Source organism: Dietzia sp. JS16-p6b (assembly GCF_003052165.1).
GTDB lineage: Bacteria > Actinomycetota > Actinomycetes > Mycobacteriales > Mycobacteriaceae > Dietzia.
On the sequence record NZ_CP024869.1, the window covers coordinates 3,464,375 to 3,477,284 of the forward strand.

Here is a 12,910-nt window from a genome sequence, read left to right on the forward strand (position 1 = left end):
ATCACCGACCGGAACCGAGGTAGCCCCATGACGGCCAACGCGGTGGGACTCGCCCTGCTCATCCTGGGACTGGCGCTGCTGATCGGCAAGATCATCCGCGTCAAGGTGGGGATCGTCCAGTCACTGTTCCTCCCCAGTTCGATCGTCGCCGGAGCGCTGCTCCTCCTCCTGGGCCCCGAGGTGCTGGGCCGGATCGGCGGCCCCTGGGGGGAGAACGGACTGTTCACCGAACCGATGGTCGAGGTGTGGTCCTCGCTGCCGGGGCTTCTGATCAGCGTCATCTTCGCCACCATGTTCCTCGGCCAGAAGCTCCCGACCGCGAAGCGGGCCGTGAAGCTCGTCGGCCCCCAGCTCTCGCTCGGCGTGTCACTCGCCTCCGGGCAGTACGTCGTGGGTCTGCTGCTCGCGGCGCTGATCCTCGTCCCGACGTTGGCGGCGGCGCCGATGACCGGCGCGCTCATCGAGATCGGGTTCGAGGGCGGCCACGGTACCGCTGCCGGGATGCGACCGGTGTTCGACGAGCTGGGCTTCGGCGAGGGCGCCGACCTCGCCGTCGGTCTTGCCACCGTGGGCATCGTGGGCGGGATCGTCATCGGGATCGGGTTGATCAACTGGGCGGTGCGCACCGGACGGACGGAGATCGTCACCGGGAGCGCCAAGATGTCCATCGAGGAACAGAAGGGGCTCTTCCGCGAGGACGAGTACTACTCCGCCGGCAAGATGACGTCCCGCCCGTCCTCGGTCGAGCCGTTGTCGCTCCACATCGCGATCGTCACCGTGGCGATCCTCGTCGGCCTCGTGATCCTGGAGGGCCTGCGCTGGATCGAGCAGGCGACCTACGCGTCGATCATGCTCGACGACAACACGCCGCTGGAGATCTTCGCCTACGTCCCCCTCTTCCCCATCGCCCTCCTCGGTGGCGTGATCGTGCAGTTCGTGGCCACCAAGGCCGGGTTCGCGCACGTGATCGACGCCCAGATCATGTTGCGAATCCAGGGGTGGGCGCTCGACTTCCTCATCGTCGCCGCCATCGCCACCCTGTCCCTCCAGGCGATCGGAGAGAACATCGGTGTCTTCGTGATCCTGGCGGTCGCGGGGATCGTCTTCAACGTCGCCGTCTTCCTGATGCTGGCGCCGCGGATCATCGGTCGCTACTGGTTCGAGCGCGGTATCGGCGACTTCGGCCAGTCGATGGGCGTCACCGCCACGGGCCTCATCCTCATGCGGGTGGTCGACCCGCAGGCGGAGAGCCCCGCGTTCGAGGCGTTCGGTTACAAGCAGCTGGTCTTCGAACCGTTCTTCGGCGGTGGCCTCGTCACCGCGATGGCGGTCCCGATCATCTTTCTCACCGGCGTCTGGCCCCTGTTCTTCGTGATGCTCGCGGCCTTCCTCGTGGCGCTGCTCTCCGGCTTGTTCTACTTCCGCCCCAGGGAGATGCGGGACCGGGCGGAGTGGGAGAGGGAGAAATCCGAGGGGCGCGAGCCCGCGCGGGAGTAGGTTCCCGGCCTGTCGGCCCCCGCGTGCAGCGGTGGTGACCTCTCGCCGCCGGCCCTAGGCTCAGCGGCACCCGACCCCTCGCGAGGAGGACGCACGGTGTCGCCACCTTCTACTGAGATCCGCACCGCGGACCCCCGGGCGAGCCGGCGTCTGGTCCTGTCCGGGTTCCTCTTCGGTTGCGGGATCGCCGGGTCGGTGATCGATCTGTTCGTCTTTCACCTGCTCCTGCAGTGGCACCACTTCTACGACCTCTCCACCCCCAACGTCGCCCTCCTGGCGGACGGGCTGTTCCACGGCGCCACCTGGCTCATCACCGTGTGGGGCCTGTTCATGCTGGGGGAGGTCAGGCACACGATGGTCGTCCCGTGGGGGCGGTGGTCCGGTGCGGTCCTCACCGGAGTCGGCGCGTTCCAGCTGTTCGACGGGATCGTCTTCCACAAGATCCTCCGGGTCCACCAGATCCGCTACGGCGTCGACCTGTTCGTCTACGACCTGGTGTGGATCTCCTCGGCTGTTGCTCTCCTCCTGGCAGGACTGTTGATCCTGTGGCGGACCGCGGTTCCCCCGGAGCGGACGCCGACGTCCCGCCCTTCCCGGGACTGAGTCCGGTGACCCACGACCACGCGCATCCCGAACCCTCCTCCTGGCCGATGCCCGAGGTACTCGGCGTTCCCCTGATCGCGATGGCGGCGGCCGCCTACCTGATGGCTGCCGGTCGGCACCGTCGCCGAGGCCGGTGGCCCCGATATCGGACCGCGTTGTGGATCGCGGGGCTGCTCTGCCTGGGGGCGGCGTGGGTCGGCCCCCTCGCCTCCGCAGCACACTCGGGGTTCACCGCCCACATGGGAGTCCACCTTCTCATGGGCATGCTGGCACCGCTCCTTCTGGTGCTCGCGGCCCCGGTGACCCTCGCGCTGAGGACTCTGCCCACCCGGCACGCCCGGGTCGTCTCGCGCGTGCTGCGGTCCCCGCCGGCGCGGGTGCTCACCCATCCCGTCGTCGCGGCCGTGCTCAACGCGGGGGGCCTGTGGGTGCTCTACACCACCGACCTCTTCGCGCTCATGCACGAGTCACACGCGGTCCACGTCCTCGTCCACCTGCACGTGTTCCTCGCCGGCCTGCTGTTCACCGTGGCGATGATCGGGCCGGACCCGAACCCGCACCGCGCGAGCTTCCGGACACGCGCGGTGGTCCTGGTCCTGTTCATCGGCGCGCATTCGATTCTCGGCAGGTGGTTGTACGGGCACCCCCCGGCCGGCATCGACCCGGCGGACGCCAGGGTCGGGGCCCAGCTCATGTTCTACGGCGGTGAGGTCATCGACCTCGCGCTCATCGTCCTGCTCTTCACCGGCTGGTACCCGGGCTCACGACTGCGGGACCGGTTCCTCCCCGGAAATCCCGCTCTCGCCCGTTCCACAGATCATCTCGCCGGACGGTCCGGCGGTTCCCCACAATCCGAGGAGACGACACGATGAGCGACAGCCGTGCACTACACCTCGCGCGAGCAGCCGGAGCCGGGGCCCTCGCCGGAGTAGTCGGGGCGGGCGTGATGACCCTCGGGGAGAAGGGTGAGCAGCTGCTCACCGGCCGCCCGAACTCGTACGTCCCCGCGCGCGCACTTCTCACGCTGCTGGGCCGGCGGCCCGGAGAGAGTGACCGCCCCGACACGTGGAACCACCTCATGCACTTCGGCACCGGGGCCGCACTCGGCGCCCTCCGCGGGGTCTGGGCGGTCACGGGAATCCGTGGGGTTCATGCGACGGGCTGGCATACGGTGATCCGGCTGGGCTTCGACCAGACCGTGGAGAACGCGACGGGGGTGGGGGCGCCTCCGACCTCCTGGCCTGTCCGAGAGCAGGTGGTGGACATGGCGCACAAGGCGGTCTTCGCCGCGGTCACGGGCGCCGTCTCGGAGCGAATCGTCGCTCCGACCCTTCGACCCTCGCGAGGCCGCACGAGCCACTAGTGTAAGGAAAGTCCCATTCCCAGTCCGATCCCGGGAGGAACCATGCGGAAGAAGTCGTGGAGCGATCTGTCTGACGGCCAGAAGGCCGCAATCCTGACACTGATGTCCATCCAGGTGTCGCTCGCGGTCACGGCGTGGACCGACCTGGCCTTCCGGCCCGCCGAGCAGGTGCGCGGTTCCAAGGGCAGGTGGGCCGCCGTCATCGCGGTCAACTTCGTCGGGCCCGCGTTGTACTTCTGGCGGGGACGGCGGAGGTGAGTTCCCGGGGACGACACGGGCTCGCCGCCGCCGTCCTCCTCGCCGTCGTCCTGTCCCTCGGTGCGTGCGCAGCGGGGCCCAACGTCGATGTCTCCCCGGAAGGCCTCGGATTCTGGTGGGGCCTGTGGCACGGGCTCATCCTGCCCGTGACCTTCATCATCTCCCTGTTCACCGACACCGTGACCATCTACGAGGTGAACAACAACGGCAACTGGTACGACTTCGGTTTCGTCCTAGGAATCGCGCTGTTCTCCGGCCCCGCGATGGCGGGTTCGCGACGACGTTGACGTCCGGCACCGGCTCGACAGGCGTCGCAGCCACGTGGCGGTCTCCGGCCCGACGTCCGGATCACGCTCACGGTCACGGTCCGGCCCACGGTCACGAAGGATCTCTGCTAGTCGGTCCTCGTCCAGACCCGACCACGCGACGTAGTCGGCCCACTCACTCTCGGTCATCGTAGCGTTCCCTGTCATGAGGTGAGCAGGTCGAACAGCAGGACGGCCCCTCGCCCCAGAAGGTCGACGCGGCGGGACCCGGGGTGGTGACCTCGCCGATGACGACGGGCAGGGGGACGCTGACCATGATCACTCCCTCGTGGTCTCGGGGATGCTGCGGCGGTTGCGTCGGGCCAGCCCCAGGGCCAGGGTGCCGCCGAGGATCATGACCGCCGCAGCCCCGGTCAGCCAGCTCACGTCCGCGCCGGTGTCCCCGAGCACTCCTCCGGCGGTCGCCGTGCGGGGATCCCGAACACCGGGTTCGCCCGCGCGTCCCACCTTCGCCCCCGTTCCCGGCACCGCCGGGTCGGCGGGGGTCGACGGACCGGAGGGCCCGGAGGCATACGAGTACGCCGCCGCGTCGCCGGGTCCGCGAACCGCGACCCGCACATCCATCGCCGCCGGGGCCGGGCGGACGGCCTCCGGACCGGTACCCCGTGTCGCCGTCGCGGGCGCCGGAGAGGTGGCTCGGGCCGACGCCATGGGGGCGAGAACCAGCGTGGGCAGCACGAGAGCGATGACGGCGCACAGCACTGCCAGCGCAGCAGAGGCGCCCGCCCCGTCTCCGTGCCGATACGGGAGCCTCAGGCGCCTCATGGGTGGTCCTTCCGAAGACGGATCCCGTCGCCCCACCGGGCCCGCACGGTCACGGCTGAGTTCTCCTGTGATGGGGAGATGCCCGCGTGGGCGGGTGGGGGTCACGGGCACGGATCCGGCCCGGCCGATGGCGACGGTGATCACGATTGCGCGACACGATCAACATGGACGCTAACTCACATTGGAGACGGAACACCTATCGGGACGACTTTTTCACCCGGGTGAAAGGGCGGGTGAAAGCAGTGATGAGCGGGCTATTGCGGCCACTCAGCCGGACGCCCCGAGGGCCCCGGCTCGAGTTGGACGACCATCCTGCTCAGCCATCAGACCAGGCCGCGCCGTCGAGCTTCGTCGACCGCCGCGTCGCGGGATCGGACCCCGAGCTTGCGGTATGCCGACCGCAGCTGTGTCTTGACCGTGTTGGCACTGACGAAGTGCTGCCGCGCGATGGCGGTGATGGAATCGCCGGTGGCGAGACTCGCGAGGATGGCGAGCTCGCGTCCGGTGAGCTCGGTTGATCCCGGGGCCGGCGACGGGGGGGTCGCATCGCGCACCGGGGGCGGCAACTCGGGGCCCAGGGTCGCCAGCGTGGCCAGGGTCCCGGGGGCGAGCGTGACGAAGGGACGAACCACTCCGGTGAGCGTGGACGTGGTGATCGCGCGCTCCAGGTACGTCACCGCCTCCTCACGGTTGCCGAGCCCGATCCAGGCGGCGGCACCGACCAGGGACAGCTCCAGGGAGTCGCGCTGCGTGCACCCGAGATCCCCGTAGTGATCCCGGACGACGCCCAACGCGCCCGCGTGCTCGCCGTCGTACAGTCGGGCCCGGGCCCGGGCCGGAGCGGTGAGGGGGTGCGTGGACCCCCCGAGGAGGTCGAAGGCCACGGCGGTTCGCCCCATCGCCAGGTGGAGGTCGGCCCGGACCGCATCGAGGAGCGGCCCCACCACGGCGCCGTCCGCGCGCAACCCGGGAAACCTCCTCATATGGTGCTCGACGTACCGCAACCCGTCGGCCGGGGTGCCGGCCGCCAGAGCGATCTGTCCGTACACGTACAGGGAGAAGCCCCACAGCTCCTCCTGGTCCGCGGGGGGACCGAGGTCCGTCATGAGATCGATGGCGGAGTCGATGTCCAGGCGCTCGAGCCGCGCCAGTGCGGACCCGATCATGCCGGCCGGGCGGACCACGAGTTCCGAGTCGTGGGGCAGCTGCGGGTGCCGCTGCTCTTCGTCCCACCAGGAGTCGGCGTCCCGGACGTGGCCGAGGATCGCGTTGACCAGAGTCAGCTTCCCGGCAGCGTCCCGCTCGATGAACGACCCGACCCCGAGCCGGTGACCCCGGCGCAGCATCTGATGAGCGTCGTCGAATCGCCCCACCAGGAGCAGGGTCAGGCCCAGGTGGAGGAACACGAACGCCGGGCCGTCCCGCTCCGACTGCGTAGAGGACTCGACGTCGGGGGCGGGGACCCGGCGCAGCATCTCGTACTCCGCTGCGGCCTTCTCGAAACGCCCGTCGATGCGGAGTGAGATCATCCGCATCAACCGCTCGGCGTCATCCGAGACCTCGGGCGAGTCCACCAGATCCGGAGGCGGCGCGGGACTGTCCTTGGGCGCGGAGAACTGACTGTGCATCCTGCGCAACGTGCCGAAGAGCGATTCGCTCTCGAGCACCTCGGGGGGGATCCGCTTGAGGTCCCCGTCCATGTGCAGGAAGTTCGTCGTGTACAGGGTCTTCCAGTGCGCGCGGAGGATGTCCAGCACGAGGTCCCAGCGTTCGGCATCGATCGCGTGGACGAACGCCGTGTGGGGCCGACCCTCCGCGAGCCAGTGGTCGATGAGGGCGATCCGCGCATCGCGGAGGTCCTCCGGCCTCTCAGTTGCCGCGATGCGCAGGAGCGATGCCCTGATCGGGTCGGGAAAGCTCCAGGTCGGCTCGGCCGCCCCGGCCTCGCGGACGGTGAGTCCGTGCCTCTCGAGGGCGACGAATACGTCGCCTACCGCGTTCACCCGTCCGGTCACCCCGCCGATCGCCACGCCGACCGACGACGCGGTCAGCGGGGTGGCCGTCGCGGCACAAAAGATCTCCCTCCTGTGGCGGTGCAGTTCCGCCGTCTCGGCCAGAACCCGGACGACCACCCGGTCCACCACGCTGCGGATGCGCCCGACCCGGTCCGCACGGGCCGGGGAGCCCGACCTCAGGGCGCCGACACCCTTGTCGACCAGGCCGGCGATTCGGCCCGTCTCCGCCGCGACCTCACCCAGGGGGATAGCCGACGCCGTGGTCAGACCCGCCAGATCGATCGCGGCGTCGAGTTCGGCGTCCGTGAGCAGGAGGTCCGCCGGTGGCACGAACACCCTGTCCGCCGGCAGCCCCGGTGCCTCGTGCCAAGCCCCCGCGGTGCGGGTGGCCACCAGCACACGAACCATCCCGCCGGACGACTGCTCGAAGAGGTCACGAACATGGTTCTCCGGCTCCCCCACCAGATGGAGGTCGTCCAGGACCAGTGTGAGGGGGCCGCGCCACGTCCGGACCAGGGACTTCACCTGGTCGAAAGGGTCTGCCGGCGGGTCCGTGGCGGTACGGCGCGCACCGACCGGTCCGACCGTCGGTGCGTCGGCGTCCCGCTGCTCCGGCAGTGACGTCGCGACCTCCTGCCAATAGGCGTCAGGCGTGCTGCCCGGTTCGGGCCCGATCACCCCGGCGACGGCTCCGGGGGAGGCGGAGGCGGCCGACCACCGCCTGAGCAGGGTGGTCTTCCCGGAGAGCAGGGGGCCACGCACGACGACCAACCGCTCCGGCCCGGAGAGCGCGTCGAACAGTCGCGTGCGCGGAGGGGACTGCGGGTTCGGGACGGGACCCGCCACACCGGGGGCGGGGCGACTCGCGACCATGCTCGCCTCACCCTCCTTGAGTCCGACCGGCGCGCCGACACCGCAGGCCATCAACCGAGTTCACCGCCTACGTTACGGTTCCCGCCCGGTCACCCTCCAGAGCACCCGCGCGCACTCACGCGGTGGTCCGCACGAACAGGTGCCACCCCAGCCAGATCCAGAAGGCCAGCAGGGCCCACCGGAGCAGCCAGAAACGGCGGACGAACCGGACGAGGTCGAGGAGGTTCGGAAGCACGGAGGAGCGCGCGGTCACGACCACCCAGAGGAGTACGAGTGACCAGACCACCGCCCAGATGACGAGGTTGGCGGAGCGGTCCGCGGGGAGGAACGTCACCGCGTCACCAGGGCCCATCCCAGCCACGCCCACACGGCGAAGGCCGCGGCACGAACCGGGTAGAAGGACAGGGGCTGCTCGAACAACGAACTGAGCGTCGGGTAGATCGAGCGCGGTTCGGCGAAGAAATGCCCCAGTTGGATCACCGCGACGACCGCGAGGAGCACTACCCACACGATGATCGGCACGGGTTCGGCCTTGGAGAGGTCGCCCCGGTCACCGGGGGATCCGGGCCTGTGCCACCCACGCCGCACCGCGAGGACGATCACGATGAGGACCCCGCCGGCCACGGCCACGCGCACGGGCCACGTCATCGGGTCGCCCAGCGCGGCGAGGGCTCCGTACACCGCGAAGCCGACCAGCACCAGCACGCGATCGCGCGCCGACCTCCGCGCTCCGTGCGCTGTGGGCCCGGCGCCGATCATGTCCGCGAGGGTAACAAGACCCCCGGGAGCACCGGTGTTCGCGCCCACACGAGGGAAGGTGAGCGCATACTTAATCCCGTTCACACACGGGGTCACGACGGGTGGCCCCCGCCGGTTCCGTCACGCGCTGGTTCCGTCACGCGCGCCGCCCACGGGAGCACCATGAGCACCGACCAGATCACCGAGAGCACGGACGACCCCGACGTACCCGCGGAACCGTCCCCGCTCGCCGCCGCGGCCGGTGCCGTCTGGCGCGCCGCCCGCCGCCTCCCGGTCACAGCGATCGTGCTGGCCGCCCTCCTCGTGACCGGGGTGGTGTTCGAGACCCTGTGGCGCGCCGCCCCCGACGCCTCGTGGTTCGAAGGCGTGGCGTATGGCGTCCCCGCGCTCGAGGGCGGTCGGTGGTGGACCGTGTTCGCCGGCCCGTGGTTCGGGATGACCCCTCTCCAGCACGCGTCGCTTCTCGTGCTGGTGGCGGCGGGGTTCGGTGTCGGCGAGTGGCGGTTGGGGTCCGCCCGGACAGCGCTGGTCGCGATCGGCGGTCAGCTGATCGGCGTCCTCGGGGCGGTCGCCGTGCTCGTCCCCGGGAACGCGGTGGGGTGGGAGTGGGCCGCCGAGTTGTCCGTAGTGCTCGACGTGGGGTGCTCGACGGCCGTGATCGCCGTTCTGGCCGCCACCACCGCCACGCTGGTGTCCCCGTGGCGGCTGCGGGCGCGGGCGCTGCTCTACGGCTACGTGATCGTGTCGTTCCTGTTCCTCGGCCGTCTGGCGGACCTCACGCACCTCATCGCGTTCGCGGTGTTCCTGTTCGTGGGTGAACGGTTCTTCTCACTCACCGAGCGGGGCCTGAGGCCACGGACCCGGCGCGAGACGAGGTTGGTCGTCTCGGCCGGGATGTGGTTCATCGCCGCGGTGCACGTGGTGGTGTACTTCGTCCCCGCGGACGGCCCCCTGGGCCCGACCGAGGCCGACGACGTCAGCCTGGCCGGCATGCTCGTGTCGGTCCTGGTCGCCGCGGTGACCGCCGAACTGCTGCGCCGCGGCTTCCGGGCGGCGTGGATGGTCGCTCTCGCCTACGCCGTGCTCACCGCGGTGGCCACGCTCGTCGTCACGGTGTTGGTCGTGGCCGCGGACTTCGAGAGCCTCGGCGCCGTCACTGCGGGCACCGGACTGTTGTGGGCGGGCGAGGCCGTGCTGCTCGTGGCCGGCCGGGGGGCGTTCGGGGTCCGGATCCGGCGCCGGGTCACCGGGTCCTCGGTCCATTCGGAGGACGTGGTCGACCGCGTCCGCGCGCTGATCCGTCAGCACGGCGGCAGCACCATGTCCTGGATGATCACGTGGCAGCCGATGAACTACTTCTTCGGAGCCGGGGGCGTCGTGGGGTACCGCCTCCACGTGGGGACGGCGATCGCGCTGGCGGATCCCGTCGCCGCGCCCGGGGATCGCGGTCGTCTGCTCACCGAGTTCGTGGAGTTCGCCGAGTCGCAGGCCGCGGTGCCGTGCCTCTTCTCGGTGTCGGCCGAGACCGCCGAGACCATGAGGGAGCGCGGGTGGCGGGCGCTCCAGATCGCCGAGGACACCATCATGGACCTGCCCGACCTGGCGTTCGGCGGAAAGAAGTGGCAGAAGATCCGGAGCGCCATGAACAAGGCGCAGAAGAACGGGACGAGTTTCGTCTCCGGGCTGTTGCGGGAGCAGCCGTCCGCGATCCTGGGGCAGGTGCGCGAGATCTCCGAGCAGTGGGTGGGGGACAAGGAGCTCCCCGAGATGGGCTTCACCCTGGGCACGGTCGACGAGGCGCTCGATGACGACGTGCGCATCGCCCTGGCGGTGGATTCCGACGGGGTCGTTCAGGCGGCGCTGTCGTGGCTTCCCGTCTACCGGGGTGGCACCGAGGGCGGCGTCCGCGGGTGGACCCTGGACGTGATGCGTAAGCGCAACGGTCCCGGCGCGAACAACATGATCGAGTTCCTCATAGCCCGCTCGGCGCTGGAGTTCAAGGACGAGGGGGCTGATTTCGTCTCGTTGTCCGGGGCTCCGTTGGCGCGCAGTGGCGACGACGACGAGGTGGCCACCCTCGACCGCGGCCTCGACCTGCTCGGCCAGGCCCTCGAGCCGTACTACGGGTTCCGCTCGCTCCACCAGTTCAAGGCCAAGTTCAACCCGCGCATCGAGCCCGTGTTCCTGTGCTTCCGCGACGAGGCCGATCTGCCGCGAATCGGCGTGTCGATCGGCCGGGCGTACCTGCCGGGGGCGACGACCCGCCAGCTCGCCGCGCTGGCCAGATCCGGGAAATCCGAGACCATCGACGCCTGAGGCGCCCTCCCCTCCATCAGAGGCGCCCGCGCTCGGTCACCGGCATCCGCTCCCGCAGAGGCATCCGCTCCCGCGCCTGCAAACCCCAGCAAAGGCATCCGCTCCCGCAGAGGCATCCACCCCAACGACGGCATCCGCTCCCGCAGAGGCATCCACCCCAGCAGAGGCATCCGCTCCCGCGCCTGCACATGCCGCGCACCGACGCCCCCTGCGATGAACTCTCGCGCGAGCCGTGGCGCACGCGAGAGTTCATCGCGGGGGGCGGCTGAGGGTGAGCCGGGGGCGCGGAGGCGGCTCAGGCGCTGGCCGCCATGACGGCGGCCCGGGCCTCGCGCGCGGTGTCGCAGTCCAGCGCCAGCTCCGCCAACTCACGGCACCTCTCGAGCGTCACCTCGCCCAGCGCGGCGCCGACGAACGGCAACGCCGCGGTGGCCACCGAGAGCGAGCTGACGCCCAGTCCCAACAGCACGCAGGCGAGCTGCGGATCCGCCGCCGCCTCGCCACACACGCCGACCGGGACGCTCCTCCCGCCCGGTGCCGTGGCCGCGGCCCGGGCCACCGACCGGATGAGACGGAGCACGGAGGGTTGCCACGGGTCGGTGAGTGCGGCCAGGCCGGAGGACATCCGGTCCGCGGCCATCACGTACTGGGTGAGATCGTTGGTCCCGATCGACAGGAAGTCCACGTAGGGCAGGAAGCGGTCCACCGCCACGGCCACGGCGGGCACCTCCACCATGATCCCGGGGGTCAGTCCGCGCGTCCGGCAGCGCTCGGCGAAGTCGCGTGCCTCGTCGACCGTGGAGATCATGGGCGCCATCACCCGCGGCGACGAGTGGGCGCCGCCGACCCGCCGGCCGGCCTCCGCCAGAGCGTCGAGCTGCCGGTCGAGCAGACCCCGGTCGATCAGGTCGACCCTGATCCCGCGCACTCCGAGGGCGGGGTTGTCCTCCTCGGTCATCCCGGCGAACGCCAACGGCTTGTCCGATCCGGCGTCCAGGGTGCGGGTGACCACCTTCGCGGTGGGGAACGCCCCGAGGACGCGGGCGTACATCTCGGCCTGCTCGTCGACCGAGGGCTCGGTGGGACGATCGAGGAAGGCCAGTTCGGTGCGGAACAGTCCGATCCCCCCGGCCGGACCCGCCGCCGCGGCCTCGGCGCCGGCGGCGTCCTGCACGTTGGCGAACAGGCTCACCTCGTGGCCGTCGGCCAGGACGGCGGGGCCGGTCCATCCGGCGGCCACGTCCCGGAAGCGCCGGTCCGTCGCGGCGGCGTCCTGCGCTGCGGCCTCGTCGGGATCGACGGTCACCGTCCCGGCGCCGCCGTCGACGAGGACCCGGGACCCGTCGGCCACCTCCGTGAGACCGGCCGCCGCGACCACGCAGGGGATGCCGAGCTGGCGCGCGATGATCGCGGTGTGGGAGGTGGGGCCTCCGTGTTCGATGACGATCCCCAGGACCATGGCCGGGTCGAGGCCGGCGGTGTCGGCGGGGGCGAGGTCGTCCGCCAACAGGACGCCCGGCTCGTCGAACTCGGGGATCCCCGGTTCGGGCAACCCCCGGAGCTCGGCCACCACGCGGGCACAGATGTCGCGCAGATCGGTGACGCGCTCGGCCTGACGTCCGCCGACCTTGGTGAACATGGCGACGAACGTCTCCGTGGCCGCTATCGTGGCCGCCTCGACGCCCAGGCCCTTCTTCAGTTCCTTGACCACGGCCTTGGCCCACCCCCGGTCCCGCGCGAGCACGGCGTTCGCGGCCAGCACCTCGGCGCTGACCCCGGTGGCCAGCGCGGCCCGCTGGTCCAGCCGCCCCGCCACCGTGGTGGCAGCGGCAACGAAGCGCTCCCGGTCCGCCTCGAGTTGCTCCTCCGCCGGAGGAACCCCGGGCGCGGCGCCGTCCGGATCCACCGCGGCGGCCTGCTCGGCGCGCCCCACCCACCGGGCGACCCCGTAGGCGAGGCCGGCCACGACGCCGGTTCCTCGGATGCTCGGCCCGGTCTGCGTGTCCAGCGACATGGGTGCTCCTTAACGGATCGGGCTCCTGGCCCGGTGGTGCTGTGTGAATTGTGACGAGAATAACTAATTCCGCTTGACTTTCCAACCGTATCGGGCAGAATCCAACACATTCGGTCATCAG

The 12,910-nt window shown here is 70.7% G+C and carries 13 protein-coding genes; 7 read left to right on the top strand and 6 right to left on the bottom strand.

Annotation, left to right across the window (positions count from 1 at the left end; all coding sequences use genetic code 11):
* Positions 1–27 precede the first annotated feature (27 nt).
* The 6 genes from CT688_RS16045 to CT688_RS16070 all read left to right on the top strand — a co-directional run bounded on the left by CT688_RS16045 (position 28) and on the right by CT688_RS16070 (position 4,008).
* Positions 28–1,497: a sodium/glutamate symporter gene (locus CT688_RS16045; RefSeq protein WP_107757706.1), complete on the top strand. Its 1,470-nt coding sequence runs from the start codon at positions 28–30 to the stop codon at positions 1,495–1,497.
* 96 nt (positions 1,498–1,593) lie between these two features.
* Positions 1,594–2,100 (top strand): DUF2243 domain-containing protein, encoded by a 507-nt coding sequence (locus tag CT688_RS16050; RefSeq protein WP_107757707.1) that lies wholly within the window; start codon positions 1,594–1,596, stop codon positions 2,098–2,100.
* Between the two features lie 5 nt (positions 2,101–2,105).
* Positions 2,106–2,972 carry a cytochrome c oxidase assembly protein gene (locus CT688_RS16055; protein ID WP_231750401.1) on the top strand — a complete coding sequence of 289 codons (867 nt, stop codon included), beginning with the start codon at positions 2,106–2,108 and terminating at the stop codon, positions 2,970–2,972.
* On the top strand, positions 2,969–3,463 hold the full coding sequence (locus CT688_RS16060) for a hypothetical protein (RefSeq protein WP_107757708.1): 495 nt from the start codon (positions 2,969–2,971) through the stop codon (positions 3,461–3,463). Before CT688_RS16055 ends, CT688_RS16060 begins: the two co-directional genes overlap by 4 nt.
* 42 nt (positions 3,464–3,505) lie before the next feature.
* Positions 3,506–3,721: a hypothetical protein gene (locus CT688_RS16065; RefSeq protein WP_107757709.1), complete on the top strand. Its 216-nt coding sequence runs from the start codon at positions 3,506–3,508 to the stop codon at positions 3,719–3,721.
* Positions 3,718–4,008, top strand: coding sequence for a hypothetical protein (locus CT688_RS16070; RefSeq protein WP_107757710.1), 291 nt, complete (start codon positions 3,718–3,720; stop codon positions 4,006–4,008). Before CT688_RS16065 ends, CT688_RS16070 begins: the two co-directional genes overlap by 4 nt.
* 154 nt (positions 4,009–4,162) lie before the next feature.
* Here CT688_RS16070 and CT688_RS17395 read toward each other — a convergent pair whose 3' ends face one another.
* From CT688_RS17395 to CT688_RS16090, 5 genes are all read right to left on the bottom strand, one after another.
* Entirely contained in the window at positions 4,163–4,303 is a 141-nt protein-coding gene (locus tag CT688_RS17395; protein WP_156607296.1) for a hypothetical protein, read from the bottom strand.
* Positions 4,304–4,305: 2 nt separating this feature from the next.
* Positions 4,306–4,812, bottom strand: coding sequence for a hypothetical protein (locus tag CT688_RS16075; RefSeq protein ID WP_156607298.1), 507 nt, complete (start codon positions 4,810–4,812; stop codon positions 4,306–4,308).
* 323 nt (positions 4,813–5,135) lie between these two features.
* Positions 5,136–7,700 (bottom strand): LuxR C-terminal-related transcriptional regulator, encoded by a 2,565-nt coding sequence (locus tag CT688_RS16080; protein ID WP_159078019.1) that lies wholly within the window; start codon positions 7,698–7,700, stop codon positions 5,136–5,138.
* A 115-nt stretch (positions 7,701–7,815) separates the two neighbouring features.
* Positions 7,816–8,034, bottom strand: coding sequence for a hypothetical protein (locus tag CT688_RS16085; protein ID WP_107757713.1), 219 nt, complete (start codon positions 8,032–8,034; stop codon positions 7,816–7,818).
* A complete protein-coding gene (locus tag CT688_RS16090) occupies positions 8,031–8,459 on the bottom strand; it encodes a hypothetical protein (protein ID WP_156607300.1) in 429 nt (142 codons plus the stop codon). The genes CT688_RS16085 and CT688_RS16090 overlap by 4 nt, the downstream gene beginning before the upstream one ends.
* Positions 8,460–8,621: 162 nt before the next feature.
* Here CT688_RS16090 and CT688_RS16095 point away from each other — a divergent pair, with 162 nt between their 5' ends.
* Positions 8,622–10,775, top strand: coding sequence for a bifunctional lysylphosphatidylglycerol flippase/synthetase MprF (locus CT688_RS16095; protein WP_107757715.1), 2,154 nt, complete (start codon positions 8,622–8,624; stop codon positions 10,773–10,775).
* Positions 10,776–11,070: 295 nt separating this feature from the next.
* On the opposite strand, the gene CT688_RS16100 is transcribed toward CT688_RS16095, so the two are convergent.
* Positions 11,071–12,789 (bottom strand): putative PEP-binding protein, encoded by a 1,719-nt coding sequence (locus CT688_RS16100; protein ID WP_107757716.1) that lies wholly within the window; start codon positions 12,787–12,789, stop codon positions 11,071–11,073.
* Positions 12,790–12,910 lie beyond the last annotated feature (121 nt).